This is a genomic window from Streptomyces actinomycinicus (assembly GCF_016741775.1).
GTDB lineage: Bacteria > Actinomycetota > Actinomycetes > Streptomycetales > Streptomycetaceae > Streptomyces > Streptomyces actinomycinicus.
Window position 1 is genome coordinate 1 of the sequence record NZ_JAERRK010000040.1, and the last position, 18,640, is coordinate 18,640.

The 18,640-nt window shown below is 69.8% G+C and carries 17 protein-coding genes and 5 pseudogenes; 10 read left to right on the plus strand and 12 right to left on the minus strand.

Translation table 11 applies throughout. The annotated features are described in order from the left end of the window. Together JK359_RS37920 and JK359_RS37925 are read right to left on the minus strand one after the other, a co-directional pair. On the minus strand, nt 1-323 hold a 323-nt coding region (locus tag JK359_RS37920), incomplete at its 3' end, for an NAD(P)H-binding protein (RefSeq protein WP_201844201.1). A gap of 254 nt (nt 324-577) precedes the next feature. After that, the gene (locus tag JK359_RS37925) at nt 578-1,207 is read right to left on the minus strand and encodes a TetR/AcrR family transcriptional regulator (RefSeq protein ID WP_201844203.1); all 630 of its coding nucleotides are present in this window, start codon (nt 1,205-1,207) and stop codon (nt 578-580) included. Nucleotides 1,208-1,312: 105 nt separating this feature from the next. Between JK359_RS37925 and JK359_RS37930 the strand changes: the two genes are divergently transcribed. From JK359_RS37930 to JK359_RS37950, 4 genes and pseudogenes are all read left to right on the plus strand, one after another. Then, nucleotides 1,313-2,371, plus strand: coding sequence for an aldo/keto reductase (locus JK359_RS37930; RefSeq protein ID WP_201844205.1), 1,059 nt, complete (start codon nt 1,313-1,315; stop codon nt 2,369-2,371). Between the two features lie 25 nt (nt 2,372-2,396). Then, nucleotides 2,397-2,955 (plus strand): annotated as a pseudogene (locus JK359_RS40560) (transposase); the annotation flags it as partial. Nucleotides 2,956-3,225: 270 nt separating this feature from the next. Continuing rightward, nucleotides 3,226-3,723, plus strand: a complete 498-nt coding sequence (locus JK359_RS40515; protein WP_372445531.1) for an alcohol dehydrogenase catalytic domain-containing protein — start codon at nt 3,226-3,228, stop codon at nt 3,721-3,723. Nucleotides 3,724-3,836: 113 nt separating this feature from the next. Continuing rightward, entirely contained in the window at nt 3,837-4,616 is a 780-nt protein-coding gene (locus tag JK359_RS37950) for an MFS transporter (protein ID WP_372445532.1), read from the plus strand. On the opposite strand, the gene JK359_RS37955 is transcribed toward JK359_RS37950, so the two are convergent. From JK359_RS37955 to JK359_RS37965, 4 genes and pseudogenes are all read right to left on the minus strand, one after another. Further along, nucleotides 4,590-5,351: a LysR substrate-binding domain-containing protein gene (locus JK359_RS37955; protein ID WP_236679099.1), complete on the minus strand. Its 762-nt coding sequence runs from the start codon at nt 5,349-5,351 to the stop codon at nt 4,590-4,592. The two genes, JK359_RS37950 and JK359_RS37955, sit on opposite strands and share 27 nt — an antisense overlap. After that, nucleotides 5,290-5,553: a helix-turn-helix domain-containing protein gene (locus JK359_RS39705; protein ID WP_307788461.1), complete on the minus strand. Its 264-nt coding sequence runs from the start codon at nt 5,551-5,553 to the stop codon at nt 5,290-5,292. Before JK359_RS39705 ends, JK359_RS37955 begins: the two co-directional genes overlap by 62 nt. A 426-nt stretch (nt 5,554-5,979) precedes the next feature. Next, nucleotides 5,980-6,840: an alpha/beta fold hydrolase gene (locus JK359_RS37960; RefSeq protein ID WP_201844215.1), complete on the minus strand. Its 861-nt coding sequence runs from the start codon at nt 6,838-6,840 to the stop codon at nt 5,980-5,982. A gap of 124 nt (nt 6,841-6,964) precedes the next feature. Next, nucleotides 6,965-8,101: pseudogene (locus JK359_RS37965) on the minus strand (IS630 family transposase). Here JK359_RS37965 and JK359_RS39710 point away from each other — a divergent pair. After that, nucleotides 8,081-8,425 (plus strand): annotated as a pseudogene (locus tag JK359_RS39710) (hypothetical protein); the annotation flags it as partial. The pseudogenes JK359_RS37965 and JK359_RS39710 sit on opposite strands and share 21 nt — an antisense overlap. Here the strand turns inward: JK359_RS39710 and JK359_RS37975 are convergent. Continuing rightward, complete coding sequence (locus JK359_RS37975; RefSeq protein WP_201844217.1) at nt 8,391-9,266, minus strand: LysR family transcriptional regulator; 876 nt, start codon at nt 9,264-9,266, stop codon at nt 8,391-8,393. The pseudogene JK359_RS39710 and the gene JK359_RS37975 overlap by 35 nt on opposite strands. A gap of 93 nt (nt 9,267-9,359) precedes the next feature. Here JK359_RS37975 and JK359_RS37980 point away from each other — a divergent pair, with 93 nt between their 5' ends. Then, on the plus strand, nt 9,360-10,097 hold the full coding sequence (locus JK359_RS37980) for an SDR family oxidoreductase (RefSeq protein ID WP_201844219.1): 738 nt from the start codon (nt 9,360-9,362) through the stop codon (nt 10,095-10,097). Nucleotides 10,098-10,866: 769 nt separating this feature from the next. Here JK359_RS37980 and JK359_RS37985 read toward each other — a convergent pair. Together JK359_RS37985 and JK359_RS37990 are read right to left on the minus strand one after the other, a co-directional pair. Beyond that, nucleotides 10,867-11,463 (minus strand): NADPH-dependent F420 reductase, encoded by a 597-nt coding sequence (locus JK359_RS37985; protein ID WP_201844221.1) that lies wholly within the window; start codon nt 11,461-11,463, stop codon nt 10,867-10,869. A 41-nt stretch (nt 11,464-11,504) separates the two neighbouring features. Then, a complete protein-coding gene (locus JK359_RS37990) occupies nt 11,505-12,323 on the minus strand; it encodes a 3'(2'),5'-bisphosphate nucleotidase CysQ (RefSeq protein WP_201844223.1) in 819 nt (272 codons plus the stop codon). Between the two features lie 137 nt (nt 12,324-12,460). Here JK359_RS37990 and JK359_RS37995 point away from each other — a divergent pair, with 137 nt between their 5' ends. The 4 genes and pseudogenes from JK359_RS37995 to JK359_RS38010 all read left to right on the plus strand — a co-directional run. Beyond that, complete coding sequence (locus JK359_RS37995) at nt 12,461-13,366, plus strand: LysR family transcriptional regulator (RefSeq protein WP_201844224.1); 906 nt, start codon at nt 12,461-12,463, stop codon at nt 13,364-13,366. 435 nt (nt 13,367-13,801) lie between these two features. Beyond that, complete coding sequence (locus tag JK359_RS38000; RefSeq protein WP_201844226.1) at nt 13,802-15,841, plus strand: hypothetical protein; 2,040 nt, start codon at nt 13,802-13,804, stop codon at nt 15,839-15,841. 466 nt (nt 15,842-16,307) lie between these two features. Then, nucleotides 16,308-16,673 (plus strand): hypothetical protein, encoded by a 366-nt coding sequence (locus JK359_RS38005; RefSeq protein WP_307788462.1) that lies wholly within the window; start codon nt 16,308-16,310, stop codon nt 16,671-16,673. A gap of 76 nt (nt 16,674-16,749) precedes the next feature. After that, a pseudogene (locus JK359_RS38010) lies at nt 16,750-17,414 on the plus strand (IS5 family transposase); the annotation flags it as partial. Here the strand turns inward: JK359_RS38010 and JK359_RS38015 are convergent. The 3 genes and pseudogenes from JK359_RS38015 to JK359_RS38025 all read right to left on the minus strand — a co-directional run. Then, nucleotides 17,410-17,601 (minus strand): annotated as a pseudogene (locus JK359_RS38015) (mycothiol transferase); the annotation flags it as partial. The pseudogenes JK359_RS38010 and JK359_RS38015 overlap by 5 nt on opposite strands. 148 nt (nt 17,602-17,749) lie before the next feature. After that, complete coding sequence (locus tag JK359_RS38020) at nt 17,750-18,052, minus strand: CbrC family protein (RefSeq protein WP_201844232.1); 303 nt, start codon at nt 18,050-18,052, stop codon at nt 17,750-17,752. A 50-nt stretch (nt 18,053-18,102) separates the two neighbouring features. Beyond that, nucleotides 18,103-18,552 carry a MarR family winged helix-turn-helix transcriptional regulator gene (locus JK359_RS38025; protein WP_201844228.1) on the minus strand — a complete coding sequence of 150 codons (450 nt, stop codon included), beginning with the start codon at nt 18,550-18,552 and terminating at the stop codon, nt 18,103-18,105. Nucleotides 18,553-18,640 lie beyond the last annotated feature (88 nt).

Genomic DNA, 18,640 nt, shown 5'->3' on the forward strand with positions numbered 1-18,640 from the left:
TGGGAGTCGTGGGCGGCGCCCATCTGGCTGGTGTAGAGGATCCGGCCGACGCCGGCCTTCACGGCGGCGTCGATGGCTGCGCGGTGGCCGCTGACGCACTCCGGGCCCGTGCGGTCGAAAAAGAGGAGGAGTAGTTGCTCGGCGCCCTCGAAGGAGTGCACGAGCGAGGCTGGGTCGTCGAAGCTGCCCTGCCGGACCCGGACGCCGCGGCCGGCGAGATCCCGGGCCTTGCGGGGGTCGCGGACGCTGACGCCGACGCGGTCGGCGGGGACACGCTCCAGAAGGCGCTCGACGGTGCGGCGGCCGATGAGAAGCCAAGGCATTCCGCACGTTCCGCTATTCGGGGTTACCAATAACGGGAATGAGTCCGGCGTCCGGGACCTCCAGGGCGTCGACGGTGAGCCGGGGGCGGGTGCCGGCGGCTGGATCAGGGTGCCGGTGACGCGGAGAAGGTCGCCCGGCTGTATGCCGTTCAGCAGTTCGTGGGTGATCCGGGGGTCTCCGCTGGTGCAGGTGACGACCGGTGTCGAAGATCGCGCGCACGGTGAGCAGCACTCAGACGGATGGAAGAAGCTGGTCACGCAAGACCTCGCTCACCCCGCAGGTATGCTCCCGCGCGTGCTGCGGCTGCGGCGGCCTCGGCGGCTTGGTCCGCGGCGGCTTCGTCGAGACGGTCGCCCGTGGTCAGCAGGCGGTAATAGAGGGGGGCGGAGACGGCACGGATGACCTCGTGGGCATCGGTGCCATCAGGCACCTCGCCCCGCTCGATGGCTTGCTGGACGCAGGGCGCCCACTCTTTGACGCGGATGTCGTAGAAGCTGTGCAGGGCCTCGGCCGTTTTTGCGTCGCAGGTGGCGGCGGCGACCACTGCCTTGAACAGCGCTCCTTGCCGCGGGTCGGCCAGGGTGCGCTGCACGAGCCGGGCGTTGGCCTTGAGATCGCCGAGCAGCGAGCCGGTCTCGGTACGCGGCAGTGACTGCTCGGCCATGTCCACAAGCAAGTCAGCCACCAAGCTGGTCACCGTTCCCCAGCGGCGGTAGACGGTGGTCTTGCCCACCTCGGCACGGCGCGCGATGTCGGCGAGGTCCAGGTGGGCAAAGCCATGCTCTGCCAAGGCGTCCCCGGCCGCTCTCAGCACCGCCGACCGTACCCGCGCCGTGCGCCCTCCAGGACGGACGGTCCCCGGATCCGCACCCTCAAACCCCATAACGGGACTCCAGTTTCGTTAATCGCTTGCGCCTGCCAGGTTGAGCAAACATACTAACGGAACTGCAGAACCATTAGCCAGTCAGGCAGCGAGAGAGGAACAGCCATGGAGTACAGGCGGCTGGGTGCATCCGGCCTCAAGGTCCCCGCACTGAGCTTCGGCGCCGGCACCTTCGGCGGGCAGGGACCGTTGTTCGGAGCCTGGGGCAACACCGATGCGCGAGAGGCACGCCGCCTCGTTGACATCTGCTTGGACGCTGGGATCACGATGTTCGACACCGCCGACGTGTACTCCGGCGGCGCCTCTGAGGAGGTGCTGGGCCAAGCGATCAAAGGCCGCAGGGACCGTGTGATCGTGTCCACCAAGACCAGCCTGCCGATGGGTGACGGTCCAGGCGATGCGGGCTCCTCCCGTTCGCGTCTGATCACCGCATGCGAGGACGCCCTGCGCCGGCTCGGTACCGACTACCTCGACCTGTTCCAACTGCACGCTTTCGACGCCGGCACACCGATCGAGGAAGTCCTGTCCACACTCGACGATCTCGTACGAGCAGGAAAGGTCCGCTACCTCGGCATCTCCAACTTCTCCGGGTGGCAGGCGATGAAGTCCCTCTCGATCGCCGAGAGGTACGGCCACCCGCGCTATGTCGCGCATCAGGTCTACTACTCCCTCATCGGCCGCGACTACGAATGGGAGCTGATGCCCCTCGGACTGGATCAGGGCCTCGGAGCCCTCGTCTGGAGCCCCCTCGGCTGGGGACGGCTCACCGGCAAAATCCGCCGCGGCCAGCCCCTACCGGCCAATAGCCGACTGCACCACACCGCGGACTACGGCCCGCCGGTCGAGGATGAACACCTCTACCGCGTGGTCGATGCCCTCGACGAGATCGCTCAGGAGACCGGCAAGAAAATTCCGCAAATCGCCATCAACTGGCTGCTCCAGCGCCCGACCGTTTCATCCGTCATCATCGGCGCCCGCAACGAGGAGCAGCTCCGTCAGAATCTCGGTGCCGTCGGCTGGACTCTTACGCCCGACCAGTTGGCGAAACTCAATGCGGCGAGCGACAAGGTAGCGGCCTACCCTTACTTCCCTTACCAGCGCCAGGAAGGCTTCGCTCGCCTCAACCCACCGGTAGGTGATGTTGCGGCTCCGCCTGCTGCCTGACATGACATCGCTGGCTTTCGTGACGGTGCTCCGGCCGCCGAAAGCACGGACCTGGTCCCGACGCGGTCACACGCCCCGTGTCAGCGTCCAGGCCGCCGGCTCGGGACGCATATCGCTCGCCGGCGTGGTGTGTCGCAGGCCCGGCCACCGCACCCGGCTCGTCTTCCGGATGCTGGTACACCACGGCAGCAAGGGGGAGAGGAAGGGCTTCCGGAAGAAGGACTTCCTCTCGCCTGCTGGACGCGGTCCACCAGCAGCTCGGCAGGCCCGCAGTGTTGGTGTGGGACAACTACACCCATCACGTCGACGCCGCCATGCGTGAGCTGATCGCAGCCCGGAGCCGGCTGACGGTGTTCCGTTTCCCTTCGTACACGCCCGACCTCAACCCTGCCGAGAGCGTGTAGGCACACCTGAAGAACAGCCTGGGCCATCTGACCCCGTGCAGCATCGACGAGCTCGCCTCGCCAGCCCGTACCCGTCTGAAACGGATGCAGTACCAACCCGGCCTGCCCGACGGGATCGTGCCGAGACCGGATCGACCACGACCCCGCATGACGTCCACCCCAAGCCAAAAACCTCAGTAGCGGTCCAGCCCCGCCTTCGGCAACCGGGGCGTGCCCGCGCTTTCGGCTTTGCCCGCACGGCCTGGGCGGTTGCCGCAGGGGCACCGGCAACCAGCACTCGCACCGCCACGCCTGACCGGCTGACGCCGAACATGCCCCGGCACCTGCGAACCGAGCCCTTGAGTTTCGCTAAACAGCCTTGTTCCGATCGTGCCTTGATGGCCTGCGCGGCTGGGCGGTTGAGTGGTCGAGACGTGATCCCGACCAGCTGAAACAGGGGGAAGCATGATGATGCGAGCGATTGGTCAGGACGTTTTCGGCGGTCCGGAAGTCTTGAAGATCGTGGAGGCGGTGCGGCCTGAGGCGGGGCCCGCCGAGTTGCTCGTGCGGGTGGTGGCGGCAGGGGTCAACCCGACGGACGCCTGGCACCGTTCCAGCGGCGGGCTGGCGGGCGGTGACGGCTCCGTCAGGCTCGGCTGGGACGTTTCGGGCGTGGTCGAGGCCGTCGGAGCGGGTGTCACGACCCTTGCGCCCGGAGACGAGGTGTTCGGGATGCCACGCCATCCGCGGCCCGCGGGCTGCTACGCCGAGTACGAACAGGAAAACTCACGGCGTCCGTCGCGAAGACGGCCAGGTAGGCCTCGCGCGTGTCGGACTGCAGGGCGAGCCCGCCGAGTGCGGCGCCGACGGCCAGGCCGGCGTTCGTCGTCGACTGCAGGACGGCGCGCACCTGCGTGCGCCTGGCCCGTTCCACCAGCCCGGCCAGCAGTGCCTGCCGGGCCGCGGTGAGCCCGCACTGGCAGCTCGCGTAGAGCACGGCGGCGACTGCGAACGTCGGTAAGGAGCGCACCGGCGCTGGAATAGCCGGTTCGGTCGGCGCCGTTGAGGTACCAGGCTCGTTCCTGACCGCGGCGCTCGTGCTGAGCCGTCTGCCGGTGGTCGCCCCGGCGAAGCCGGCACCGGGGGAGGCACGGCTCGCGGTCCTGCGCGACCGTCCGTACGCGGTCGTCACCGTGATCAACGCGATCATGCTCTTCTACATGCCACTGATCAGCCTGGGGATTCCGCTGTGGATCGCGCAGCGAACTCAGGCGCCGACGTGGACGGTCTCGGCGCTGCTGGTGCTCAACACTCTGAGTGCGGTGGTCTTCCAGGGCCGGGTCGCACGGCGGGTGCGAGGTCTCGGTAGCGCCTCACGGGTCGTACGGCCCGCGGGCCTCGTCATGTTCGCCGCCTGCGCCGTCTTCGCCCTCTCCACGATCGCGTCCTCCGCCTGGACCGCCGGACTCATTCTCCTGGCGGCAGCAGCTCTGCTGGTCCTCGGCGAGATGATGCTCGCCTCGGGCGCCTGGGAGATCAGCTTCGGGTTGGCTCCCGCCGACAAACAGGGTCAGTATCAGGGCTTCTTCGGCACCGGGCAGGCCGTCGCCAGGATGCTCGGCCCCCTGGCCCTGACAACCTTGCTCCTTGGCTGGGGTGTGCCCGGCTGGCTCCTCCTCGGTGTCCTCTTCGCAGCGACGGGGATCGCCATGGGCCCGGCCGTTCGCTGGGCCGAGCGCACCAGGGCCCACGCTGGTCGCCCCGAAGCGACGGCCGGGCCCGATGAGCTGCCCAGACCCGCCGGTTCTTCCGGAGGTGCCCACCACAGCCCCACGTCATCCGCGCTCCCTGCCCAACACTGAGATGAAGGTGCCAGGTGCCAGCTGCCAGGCGTTGGCGTCGGCGGCGGCTTGGACGAACGCGCGCAGACGAGTGCTGACATTGCTCTCCAGCCAGACCGGTCCCCACTGGACGGGGGCGGCGTCGTTGAAGGCCACGTAGGCGATGTCGGGTCGCGGGTAGAATCGCCGGGCGTGCTCGCCGACCGGGAAGACGCCCGCGCCTGACGCTACCAAGGCCAAGACCTCGGGAAAGGTGGCGGCTGTCGGGCCCTGTGGCACGGACCGGCCCCCAGGAGTGCGGATGGGCGTACGTTCGTGGCGCAGCTCCTGGGGCATGTCGTGCGGCAACTGGTTCACCGGTTGCTCGGCGAGGACTTCGACCGATACCGACGCATGCGCCGCCCACGACGACCCGGCCGGCACGGCCAGAACCCGCGCCTCCGACAGCAGGACGGGCCCGGCAACCGCCTGGGAGACGGAGAAGGCCGTGATGAGGACGTCCAGTTCACCACCGTGCAACCGCGCCATGGCGTCATGGATCTGGCACTCGTGGATGGTCACCTTGCAGTCGGGGTGACGGACGGTGAACACCTTGAGGGTCCTGAGGAGGAGCTGCCCGGCCGCCGCCCCCAGAGATCCGGCCCGCAGCTGTCCCGTGGTCCCACGCGCGCGGTCGACCGCCCGGCGGACCGCCTCATCCATGCCGTCCACCAACGGCGCCAAGTCTGTGGCCAGTTCGCGGCCGAGCGGGATCATGCCGACCCTGGCGCGTGGTGCGCTCGAACAGCGGTGCACCGATCCGCCGTTCCAGCTTCTTGATGGTCTGGCTGACCCGTCCGGTCGTCAGACCGAGCCGCTCGGCGACCCGGCCGAAGTGCAGCTCCTCAGCCAGAGCAAGAAAGGTCTCCACCTCCGCGCGTTCCAACAGCACTGCCACCCCCGAGCCCTTGAGTTCCACCGAACAGCCCTGCTCCGGTCACGCCGCAATGGCCTGCGCCGCGGGGCGGTTGAGCGGGCGACACGGTACCCCGAACGGCGTCCGAACGGTCCCTGCTTTGATCACCGCCGGTCCGATAGACCCCCGGAGCCACCGCGTCGGACTCGTCGATGACAAGCGCGCCCGTCGGCTCGGCGAGGCCCCGGCCCTACCGGAGTTCTGTCCCCCTCCAAGACCCACCGCGCGGGATCCACTGGAACCCACGGCGACCCGCAACTGCCCGCACCGCCAGCGGCACCCCTCACCATCGTGGCCCTGCTACTGAGGTTTTTGACTTGGGGCGACATCATGGAGACGGCCCGAAAGGACCCGGTGGTTTCGTGGAGCAGCTCCAGCCCGCTGGCTTGTCCGTCCCGTGGCGTGCCTGGGTGCTGTGACCCCATAGGTTCACCGGGTTGCTGGGGCAGACCTACCGGCTACAGGGTGTTGGAGGAAGGTGATGAGGGCGGCTGTGAGTTCGGCGGGTGCGTCCTCTTGGACGAGGTGGCCCGCACCGGCGATTGTCTCCAGTCGCGCGCCCGGAATGCGGGCGGCAAGCTCCCGTCCCTTCGCCACGGGGATCCAGGTGTCGTCGTGGCCCCAGCACACCAGCGTCGGCATACCGATCTCGCCGTACCGGTCCTGCACCTCGTCGGTGTAGCACTGGTCGGCCTGGGCGATCTGCCGGTAGAAGGCAGCCTGGCCGAGTTCGCCGAGCCAGGGCTTGACGAGCTTGTCGAGGACTGCCGGGTGCAATCCGGGGCTGCTGGCCGAACTCACGTACTCGCGCACCAGGGCGTGGTGCAGCGCGGGCGGCAGCTGCTCGAAGACCTGGGAGTGCTTGCCGACGAGCCGGAAGAACGGGGATCCCCAAGGCGCCAGCGCAACCGGGTCGACCAAGGCGAGGGCGCGGTAGCGCGCTCCGTGCAGCAGATGTGCCCGCAAGGAGACGGCGCCGCCAAAGTCGTGGGCGACCACCAGGGGTTCTTCCAGTCCCCAGTGCGCCAGCAGTTCAGCGAAGACCCTGCCCTGGGCGCCCAGGGAGACATCCTGGCCGGAGAACATCTCCGATGCCCCGTAACCGGGCATGTCCCAGACGAACACCTGGTGACGGCGGGCGAGGGAGCGGGCGACTGCGCGCCAGACGTATGAGGAGAAGGGGGTGCCATGGAGGAGGACGACCGGACGCTGGCCGGGTTGTCCGAGGCGGTCCCAGCGGACCTCACCGGAGGTGCTGCAGAATGTCTCGGCCAGCTGCCATTCACTCACGGGCGTTGTTCCTCTCGGTTGTGCCTCTGCTCCCAGGGGGATGATCATGCTGGATTCGGTTGGGACCGCACCATCAAGGGCCGCTAGCTCCGAGCCCGGGCAATGCATTTCACCGAGTGCCTGGTCACGCGGCGGCGGGTGCGAGGGGACGGCCACCGAAGCGGATGCCCTTCTCCCTGCGGATGCATGCGCGCTCACGGCGTTGCGCGGCGAGGACGTCGGGGTGGTGGGCGTTGGCGTTGCGCCAGCGCCGGTAACGGTGGAGTTCGCGGGTCTGGACGGTGTGGTGGGGTGGTGGGAGTTGGCGAGGGTGAACTGCCGCAGTGGCCCGAAGTGGGCCTCGACGGGGTTGGCCCAGGAGGCGTTGGTCGGGGTGAACCACCGTTCGGCCTGTTCTTCTTCGCCCAGCGGCAGATGTTTGCGCCGGTGTGGGCGGAGAGGTTGTCCAGAATGAAGTAGATCGGGACGCCGTCGGGGCGGGCGGCGCGGATCGTCTTCAGGGGCCGCGAGCGTGTTGGCGGTGCCTTTGCAGCGGCGGTTGACGCCCCTACAGGGTGTCGTCGCCGACGGAGTAGCAGCCGCGGAAGTAGGTCACGCCGTGGGTGCGGTGGAAGGTCGCCGGGATGCGGTCGGGGCCGCCCAGTTCGGCCTAGAGGATCCGCCGGTGGGCCGGATGCCCGGCGGGCCGAACTCGTCGAAAGCGAACACGCGGTCGGGGAAATGCTCCAGGACGTGCTCGATGCGGTCGAGCTTGGCGTCGCGGTCGGGGTCAGGGTCGGTGGATTCCTTCCTGGTCTTGGTGCGCCGGAAGGTGATCCCGCGGCGGGCGAGCAGTATGCGCAGCGCCTCGCGGCCGATGCGGATCACCCGGCCGTGAGGCGCTGCGCAGGTAGGCGGCGAGTTTGCGGATCGACCAGCGAGTGAAGGGCTGCCCGAGCTTGCGCGGGCGGGTAATGGCCGTCTGGATGACGAAGTCCTCGTCGTCATCGCTGAGCAGGCGGGGACGGCCTCCCGTCCACCGAGGGTCCAGACAGGCCAGCCCGATCTCGTTGAACCGGTGGATCATGTCCCGCACCGTGACCTCATCGGCCCGCACCAGCTTCGCGATCACCGGCATGCGGTTCCCGCCGGCCGACGCCAGCAGCATCATCGCCCGCCGGTAGCGCACCGAACGGGTGCTGCCACGGCGCACGATCCGCTGTAACTGCTGGCCCTCCTGGTCGGTCAGCCTCCGGACCGTTACGACTACTTGCCCGAGCACTGGATCCACCTGCGCACGACGAACCCGATCGAGTCCGCGTTCGCCACCGTCTGGCTGCGCACCAGGGTCACCCGGGGCGCCGGGTCCCGCTCGGCCGCCCTGGCCATGACGTACAAGCTCATCGAGTCCGCCCGAAACCGCTGGCGCGCCGTCAACGCACCCCACCTGGTCGCCCTCGTTCGGGCCGCGGCCCGCTTCGGCAAAGGCGTGCTCGTCGAACGCGACGAGACCAGTGCGGCCCGACCAGGCTTCGCGCCAGTCGGTACGGACCGCCCGCCCCCACCCGCGGCTACCGCGAGGACGCGAGCCGTACGGCGGTCCTGACCAGGCAGGCCAGAGCTGTTGAGCGGCTGTGCGCGGGCCAGGCGATGTGGGTGACGACAGGGGGCGCGTCGGCCAAGGGGACGGCGGCGTGCTCGGGCCACAGCCAGGCGCGCGCGGAATCCGGCACGGCGGCGACGGTGCGTCCTAGGGCGACCAGTTGCGCCAACTGCGTCTGGTCGCGGATCTCGGGGCCGGGGCCGGGCGGGTAGATGCCGTGACGGGGCCAGCGCGCCGGTGGGAGGCCGGGGACGTCGCTGATGTCGGCCAGTGACAAGTTCTCACGCGCGGCCAGCGGGTGGCCGGCGGGCAGGATGGCGAACTGGTTCTCGGTCATGATCTCCTCGCTGTCGAACCCGGCGAGGGAGTTGAACGGCACGTGCATGAGCGCGACGTCGGCGCTGCCGTCGCGCAGCCGTGCCTCCTGGTCGCACATGCCGCACTGCAGGACCTCGACCTCGGCGGCGTCAGGCTCGGCCGCGTAGGCGTCGAGGAGTTCTTGCAGTAGTTCGTGAGCCGCGGCGGTCTTCACCGCCAGCACCAGACGGGTGCGCTCACCGCTCAGGTTGTCCGCTCCGCCTGCACGGCGGGTGCGGCGTGCGGCGGCGGTGGCCGCGTCGAGCGTCGCGCGCCCCTCGCGCAGCAGAACCTCTCCAGCATCGGTCAGCGCGACACCGCGGCGGTTGCGTTCCAGGAGGCGGACGCCGAGACGCCGTTCGAGCTGCTGGACCGCACGCGACAGCGGCGGCTGGGCCATGCCCAGGCGTTCGGCGGCCCGGCCGAAGTGCAGCTCCTCGGCGACGGCCACGAAGTATTTCAGCTCGCGAGTCTCCAAGACGTCCACCGTGACAGCGTACCCCTGTGATACCTACCGGGTATCACAGCGAACCCGATCGGTGTTGGCCGGCGCGCTCGCCTGGGAGCGAGCATGGACGGCATGAGCGAAACGAAGACCGCGCTGGTCACCGGTGCGAACAAGGGAATCGGCTACGCGATCGCCTCCGGGCTCGGAGCCCTCGGATACCGCGTGGCCGTCGGAGCGCGGGACGCGGCCCGGCTGGAGAGCGCCGTCGAGAAGCTGCGCGCCGCCGGGGCCGAGGCGTTCGGCGTGCCGCTGGAGGTGACCGCCGACCAGAGCGTCGCCGACGCCACAGAACTGATCGAGCGTGAGGCCGGACGGCTGGACGTGCTGGTCAACAACGCGGGCATCTCCGGAGATATGGGTCCGGGCTGGGTGCAGGACCCGACGACCCTCGACCTCGACCTGGTGCGCACGGTCGTGGAGACCAACGTCATCGGCGTCATCCGGGTGACGAACGCAATGCTCCCGCTGCTGCGCCGCTCGTCCTCGCCGCGCATCGTCAACATCTCCAGCAGCGTCGGCTCCATGACCCGGCAGGCCGACCCAGACATCGAACTCGGAGCGATCATGGCGGCCTACGCGCCGTCGAAGGCGTTCCTCAACGCCGTGACCGTGCAGTACGCCCGGCAGTTCGCCGACACAGACATCCTGATCAACGCCGCCTGCCCCGGCCTGTGCGCGACCGACTTCAACGGCTTCTTCGGGAACCGCACCCCGGAGCAGGGCGCGGCCACGGCGATCCGGCTCGCCACGCTGCCGGACGACGGCCCGTCCGGCGCGTTCTTCGACGACGAGGGCGTCGTCCCCTGGTGAGCGACGAGTCGTCCTGGACGCGAGAGACCGCCTGCCACGACAGAGCGATCACCAGCCAGAGGGAGTCGCCGGCCGCTGACGAAGGCTAGGCCGACGGGGCCGGTGCACGCGCGTCATCTCAGGAAATGACCGAAACGACCATGCGCGGTGCCGGACGGCGCTGGCCTGGATCCACGGCATGCCCGAGATCGGCGGCCCGCTCTCCGGAGCGGACCTGCTCGCCGCGTGGTCCCTTCCCCGACGGCACCGCTGGTCGGCGGCACGCGTCTGAGCGGCCCTCACCGCCCTGGTCCCCCCGCTGACCGTACTGTTCCTGGTCTTCACGCTCCCCGTGCCCTGACGCATTGAACCGGGCCGTTCCGGCACACGCTCCTTGCCATGCCGCTCAAGGCTCTCCCCCTGCCGCAGGATGTGGGACGTTCCGTGAGTTCATGAGCCCCCGCTGCATCGCGTTGGCCTGGGGCCGGGGAACTGTTCCCGCGTCATGGGCGAGCCGGACGGTGATCTGATTCCAGAGGGCCTCCCACATTGGCCGGCAGTTCTCCGGTCTGCCTGCAGGCGAAGGGACTCGGGCCGGCGCTGTGGGGAATTGCGTGACCGTCGACATGGCCGCGCTCGTCGGCTCACCTCCGCCTGCGCGGTGAGACCCGCACATGGCTCGCCGAAGCAACCAGGTGTACGGCTCACCTCCGCCCGCGAGGGGAGGACATCCGCCGCTTCACCAAGGGCACCGATGTGGGCCCGCCGGCGGCGGTGCACCGTGTGCGGATCAGCGGGCGATCGAGATCGCGAAGGGTGTGAATCCGGTGGACCGGATGACGTGCGGGACGAACAGGATCGCGGCCTCTGTGGCGCGGGCGGTCTGGATCCCGCCGAGGTCGCTGATCCAGTCCTTGTGCCATCCGAGGCCGATGAGCAGTTCGCGGACGGTCTGCTTGGCCAGCGGGTCATCGCCGGAGAGGAACGCGGTCGGTGTCTGGGTGAGCGTGGCCGGCGCGGTCATCACCGGGAAGAGCATGGTGTTGAGGGTCTTGACGACGCGGGTTTCGGGGAGGGCGTCCTGGAGTTGCTCGGCGAGGCTTGAGCCGGGGTAGACCAGGGCGGCAGGCAGTCCGTCCGGTCCGTCGACGGTGGCGTTGGAGACGTCGACGAGGATCTTGTCGCGCAGTTCCTCGCGCAGGGTGATGAGCCGTTCCAGCGAGCCGGCGCCCGGGGTGGCGTTGATGACGATCTGGGCTGACCGGGCAGTGTCGGCGGCGGCGCCCGGCGCGCGGTCCGCCACGGTCACCTCATGCCCTGCCCGGGTGAGGGCTGTGGCCAGGTTGCCGCCGACGCGGCCGTTTCCGAGAACTGCGATCGTGCTCATGACGATGTGGTCCTTCCGTGCGTGCGGATTGTGGTGCGCGGTCAGCGGGAGAGCGTGGCGACGGCCTCGGCGTGCACGCCGGGCGCGGCGGCCAGGAAGCTCTCGCTCTGCGGGGTCCAAGGGCGGCCCTCGGCGTCGGAGATCTGTCCGCCGGCCTCCGTGACGAGCAGCGCCCCGGGCAGCAGGTCCGCGCGGGCGCCGGCGAACTGCCAGAAGGCGTCGATCCGGCCGGCGGCCACGTTCAGCAGGTGCAGTGTCGCGGGCACGGCGGTGCGGACGACGAGCGCGTCGAAGAGCATCGCGGTGATCGAGGAGCCGACGCGCCGCACGACCTTCTCGTCCTCGTCCGGCCGGGCCTGGCTGGTGGCCACGATGCTCAGGCCGAGGTCCGCGGTGGGGGAGACGTGCAGCGGCCGGCCGTCGAGGTAGGCGCCCGCGCCGGTGAGCGCGGTGTAGGTCTCGCCGGTCAAGGGCAGGTGGGCCGCAGTGAGCACGGGCTGGTTGTCGCGCACGAGGGTGGCGGTCACCGCCCACTCGGGCAGCGCGTGCAGGTGGTTGACGTTGCCTTCGGCCGGATCCACGACCCACCATTCGCCGGGCGGCAGCGCCCCGCCGTCCAGCTCGTCCTCCACCCAGCCGACGTCCGGGCGCAGGCGCGTGAGGCGGGGGCGCAGGATGTCGAGGGCCGTGTCGTCGTTGGCGGCGAGCGCGCGCATCAGCTCTTCGCGGGTCCGGTAGCGGACCACCTCGCCGAAGCGCTCGCGCAGCGCCGAACCCGCCTCACGCACGGCGTTCGCGGTCTGGGCGAGCAGGTCGGCGTCGGAGGCGGCGACGTCAGTGGTCTTGAGCATTTCGGACATGGTGAACTCCCTTTCCAGAAGCAGGTGATGGAGCCGTTCGGGCCGAGCTGTGCGCTTTGTTCAGCGCTCTGGTCTCGAAGGTATACAGCCCCTTAATTAACTTCAAATGCATGTAAAGCACGGCTAGGATTACTCACATGCAATTGGATTTGAACCTGCTCGCCGCGCTCGACGCGCTGCTGGAGGAGGGCAGTGTGGCCGGGGCGGCCGCGCGCCTGCATGTCACCGCCCCCGCGATGAGCCGGAGTCTGGGCCGGATCCGGCGCACGACCGGGGATCAGATCCTGGTGCGCACCGGCCGCACGATGACCCCGACGCCGTATGCGATCGCTGTCCGGGAACAGGTGCACGAGCTGCTGCACCAGGTCCAGGGGGTGCTGGCACCGAGCCGTGAACTCGATCTGGCAACTTTGGAGCGCACTTTCACACTCCGCTGGCACGATTCCCTGGTCGCCTTGAGCGGGCCCGCACTGCTCTCGGCCGTGCGTGAAGAGGCACCGGGCGTGCGATTGCGCTTCGTCGCGGAATCGAGCATCGACACCCCCGAGTTGCGGCGCGGCGAGGTGGACCTGGAGGCGAACGCCAATCGCCCGAGCGCACCGGACATCCGTGCCGAGAACGTGGGCGAGACCCGCCTCGTCATCGTCGTGAGGCAGGGGCATCCGCTCACCCGTGTCAGGACCGTCACCGTAAAGCGGTACGCCGCCGCTGAGCACGTCACCGTGTCGCGACGTGGAAACCTCAGCAATGCCCTCGACGACGCCCTCGCGCGGCTCGGCCTCACCCGCCGCGTGGTGGCGACCGCGCCCACGGAAGCGGCAGCGCTGGAGTTCGTACGCGGTTCCGATCTCCTGATCAGCGTCCCCGAAGCCACCACACGGTCAGCGGTCACCGACCTCGGCCTGGTCACGCTCCCCCTCCCGCTCGAACTGCCGTCTGCACCGATATACCTGGCGTGGCATCAGCGCTACGACACCGACCAAGCCCACGCCTGGCTGCGTGGGCTGGCGCGAACCGCGTTGGCCGTGTGCGGAGCGTCGTAGGCGGCGCCGTCCGGCCGCTTCACCCATGAGTCCACGCGACCGCCTTGATGCCGCACGGCCGGAGTGCGGGGCCGGCGCGAACCGCGCAGCGTCAACCACGGGGTCTGGCCGACGTCCGGTGGAAGACGGGAGCGGCCCCTTGTTCGGGGGGCGTTCGGGGGGCGCCGATGAGGGGAGATCTTTACGTGCTCTTGTGATCGACCGCAGTCCCAAGCCGTCCCCGCAGTCCTCGAACACCGGGGAGTAGTACCGATCGTCCCCAGGCGGCCGCAGCCCCTCAGTAGGTCTTTGAACTCTGGCCGTGAGGTGTGTACGGCAGCTTGCGCGACGGAGCGACGCAGACCGCGGGGGTCCCCCAGATCCCGAGGTGACCCTCCCGTCGGGTCGATGCCAGGATGTCAGTCGGTCGACGTACGGCGGACTTACGGGGTGGCAGTGGCGGGGACTTCGGTCGAGGCGGTAGACGCGGTGGACTGGAGCCGGTTCCGGACGGGCGTGCCGGAGCACCATCCGGTCAAGGAGGTTCCGAGGGCGCTGCGTCGCCTGGTCAGGCGAGGCCCGGCGGCGACGGAGGAGGACTGCCACCCGCTGTACTCCTGCCTGTTCGCCCCAGGAGGCGGGCTGCCGTCGGCCGCGGCTGCGGCCCTGCCGTTTCTCACCGCGCTCGCCGCCGACCCCGCCAACGGCGCACGAGTCACTCTCGTCGAACTGCTCGGCGCCCTGAACGGTGCGGCGCGCGAGGCCGGTGAACAGGGCACGCTCGGAGCGTGGCGGGAGGGGTGGCGGCGTCAGGGCGACAAGATCACGGCGCTCCTCGCGGACCCCGAGCCGAGCGTCCGGCGGGCCGCCCTTCTTCTCGCGGACGACGACGCACTGCTGCAACGGTGGCACGCCGAGACGGAACCGGCCGTACGCCTGCCCCTCCTGCTGGCGCTGGGCACCCGCGCGACGACCGCCGACGCGCCCGAGACCGGGTCTCCAGGCGGCCGGCACCGGTTCGCCGACGCGGTGGAGGCGGTCCTGAGCCGGGTGCTGCGCGACGACGAGCCGGTGATGAAGGTGGCGGCCGTGATCGCCCGGGCGTCCCTCGATCGCGACGCCCCCCTCCGGCATGCCGACCTGCTACTGGACGTCCTCGCCGACCCGGCCGTACGGCCCCGGTTCGAGCGGATCTGGTGGTTGCCGGACGTCGAGATCCCCTTCACCCGTGACGACGTCGCCGCATGGGTGTCCGGTCTCCTCGACCATGATCCCCCGGCCGCCTTGTCGTTCGTGACCCGGCTGGCGGAGGCGGCGGAACGCACCGCGGACGACGGGCTGCGCCGGGTCGTCCTGGACGAGGCGTGGCGGCACCTGGTGCTGCGCCGTTCCGCGGCACCGACAGTGCTGCCCCTCGCGGCACGGCTGCTGGACTCTGCTGACGACTGCGTGCGGCTCAAGGCCGCGCACCTCCTCGCCATGCTCGCCCCTGACTCCGGCCCGTACGCCGACCGACTGGCGGCACTGCTCGACGATCCCGGGACCGACGAAATCTCCTGGATCGAGGGGACCGTCGGCGACTTCGCACGCTGGGCCCTGGTCCGGCTGGGCGACCCCCGCGGCCTCCCCGGTCTGGTCGAGTCGCTCTGGGCACCCTACCGGGAGCAGTTCGGGCGCAGCTGGGTGGCGGGCGATCCGCGCCGGCCGGAGATGCACGAAGTCCTCGCGCCGCTGAGGGAGCACGCGGACGTCCTGCTGCCCGCGCTGCTGGAGGAGGTGCGGCAGGACCACGAGCGGCACGGCGACCACGGCGAGATCATGGCCACCTTGCTGCACGTCGCCGAGGCGTGGGGGCCGGACGCGCTGCCCGTGCTCCCGGTCGTCCTGCCGCTCCTGAAAGACACGCGGTACTCGTTGCGCGTGGTCGACGTGCTGCTGGCGATGGGTCCCGGCGCCGCCTCGACGGCGTCCGCCGTGCGCGACGCGGTCGTCCTCGACCACCCGGCCAACCACCACAGGACCGCGTGGGCCGCGTGGCGCATCGCGGGGGGTGACGACGGCACCGCCCTGCGGCTCCTGGGCGAGGCGGTGCACGACGAGCAGGCGTCGCCGTACGGACCGGTCCTCCTCCTGTCCGACTTCGGTCCCGCCGCCGCGGCGCACGCCGGACGGGTTCGTGAGGTCATGGAGAACGCCGCGTACGGGAGGGTGACGGCGGCGGTCGCCCTGTGGGCGATCACCGGCGATCCAGGGCCCACTCTGGCGGTGTTGGAGGAGGTCGTCGTGCGCTTCACCGGGGACGACGACCGCTACGGCGACCTGGCCGAGGCACTCCGGGGGTTCCTGCGCATCGGCACGGTCACGCCGGCCGCACGGCGGGCACTGCGCCTCGTCGGGGCCCGCGATGCGCGGCTTTCCAACCACCGGGACTACCGGGCCGTCCTCGACGACCAGGAACTCCGCTCCGCCATCGCCGCGGTGCTCGCGCTCCCCTGACGTCCGGTGGCGTCAGTCCCGGTTCCACCGTCGCCGAGCGCGGCCGGGCATGCACCGTCGCCCGGTACCGGCAGGCGGCGATGCCCGAGCAGCTGCTTGCGCCCGAGGACGCAGCAGGTATCCGCGCCGGTAACGGACCAGTTCCGCAAAGGCTCGGGCGAGGTCGCAGGCGCGTGGCCGGTGTCGGTCTCTCGGGTTTCCGATGTGGCAAGGGTGCAGCGAACCACATTTACCGAGTCGGGAGGCGGGCCCCGCAAAACTCTGCCGCGCCGCCTGCCCGGGGTGCGCGCCGCGGCCCGGCAGTCGATCGGCTGACTGCCACAACGGCGGCTCTAAACGATCGCCGAGACATGCCCAAAAGGTGACTTTCTGGAGTTCAGGCCGGTCGGATAGCAATGGTGCGGCGCCTGGCACGACCCGCCGACGGTCGGCGGCGATTCCCAGTCTGCCGAGGAAGGAACATCTCGTGATCCGCACCCGTTTCGCCGTCACACTGGCCACCATGGCCGTCACCGCCCTGGCCGTCACCGCGAGTTCCGCGTCCGCGGCCCCCGGTGACACGGTCAACATGTGCGCCAGCGCCCTCACCCCGGACGGCTGGGTCGACGTCCAGTGGTGGAACAGCGCCGGGTGCGGCTCCGGCTTCACGCCCAACATGAAACAGATCAAGGACCTGAGAGGCTATCCCGTGGGTACGCAGGTCAACGCCTGCGCGTCTACCTGGCCGCCGGCCGGCTGGACCATCACCAGCACCTACTACTCCAGCGGCTGTCGCTACTCCGCCGTCCCCAGCTTCAACCCCAACACCTGGACCCTGAAGCGCACTTCCTGACCTCACGTCGAAGCCAGAGCCAGGAACTGTCCGGCGGATCATGTGGCTGTCGGACCAGTGGGTCGTTGTGTCGGGCATGGGGCGGGGTGATCTGACGAATGCCGAGCGGGTCCGGCTGGAGCCGCACTTGCCGACGCCGGGGCAGCGTGGCGGCAGGTGGAACGATCACCGCAGAGTGATCAACGGAGTCTTGTTCCGGGTCCGAACGGGCATACCGTGGCGGGACCTCCCGAGCGTTTTGGCAACGGGAAGACCGTCTATGAACGCCATCGGCGCTGGTCGGCGGACGGCACGTGGGACCGGATCTTGCGTGCCGTCCAGGCCGACGCCGACTTCGCGGGCCGGATCGAATGGAGCATGGTCAGCGTCGATTCGACGTCCTGCCGGGCCCATCAGCACGGGGCCGGGGCCCGGAAGAAGAAGCCACACGTCCCGAAAAGAGGTCAACGCCCCGGCACCACCGCCCCGACGAAGGACCCGGCCGGTCTCGGGGCGTTCTGACCTGCAAGATCCACCTCGCGGGCAAAGGCGGCTGCCGGCCGCTGGCTTTCCTGCTCACACCCGGCCAGTGGGCGACGCCCCGCAGATGATCGAGGTCCTCGAACTCATCCGCGTTCCCCGCCCACAGGGCGGTCGTCCTCGGACCCGGCCGGACCACCTGGGCGTGACAAGGCATACAGCTCACGCCGCAATCAGCGCTACCTGCGAAGACGCCAGATCAAGCACACCATCCCAGCGCCAGGTGCTTGAGGAGGCCGCCCAAAGTGATGGCGGACGTGCCGAGCGTGGCGCGGAGACCGGCGGCGTCCAGGCCGGAGCACTTCCAGGCAAGGGTAGCCCGCTGACGCTCGAGGGTGCCGAGGAGTGCTGCGGCCTCGGTGCCGGCAAGGGGAGGTTCCGGCCAAGCTTCGGTCTGGCTCTCGGTCATAGCCGCGGACCTTAGCGAACGGGGCCGGCAGCGCAGCCAACGGGTGAACCGCAATGAACCGCTCACTCAAAGCCACAAGATCCGCCGGACGGGCCTGCATCGCCTGCACCCTCATCTGCTACCGACGGCTCACCCGAGCAGGCGACCCCTAGGACGCGACGGCGCAGGCGAGATGGGCGCCGCAGACGGTGCAGCGGAAGAGCATGGCGGTTGCCCCCTCGCCCAGGTGGGTCGGGAAGTGCTCGAGCCGGTTTTGGTCGTGCCAGCGGGCGAGGCGCATCAGCCCACATCTGGTCGAGGGCTTCGGGTGCGCCGCCGGTTCGGTGTACCCGACTTCGGCCACGAAGGCGGCCGCGTCCTGGCAGTGGAGTTGCCGGTGTGGGTCCTGCCAGGCGTGGAAGCCAGGGCGGCAGCGGCGCGTTCTTCGTCGTTGAGCGACGCTCACCAGCATCCGCGTCGGCGCGGCTCGGGCATTGTGCACGTGTACCTCGCGTGCCGGCGTCACGATTCCGCGAATGGGCCGGTGGTGACGAAGCGGTGGAGTTGGCGGGCGAAGCTCTGCGCCTCCTCGGGCGGCCAGGAGGCGAGGGACGCCTCGATGAACGCGGCGAGGCGCTGCCGGGTGGTCTTCACCGTCTGCTGTCCGGTTTCGGTCAGGGCGAGCAGGGTGGCGCGGCGGTCGTCGGGGTCGGGTTCGCGGCGCAGCAGGCCGGCTTCCTCCAGGCGGGTGGCGCGGCGGGTGACGCCGGAGCGGTCGAGGCCGATTTCGCCCGCGAGGTCGGCGGCGCTGCACGGGCCGGTCCGGGCGAGCCCGCTGAGGACGGGGTAGGTGGTTTCGTCCACCGCCTCGCCCAGGCCGTCTGTCAGTCGCGCGTAGAGCCGTGCTCGGGTGCCTCGCCTGAGCAGAGTTCCAAGAGCGTCCGCGATCTCGTGTCCCACATCGTTAGGCATGACCCAAGAATAGCGTGCGCGACGCACGCAATCTGTAGTACGGTGCATATGCGTGCTCGGCGCACGCACTTTCCGTCGAAACATGAAC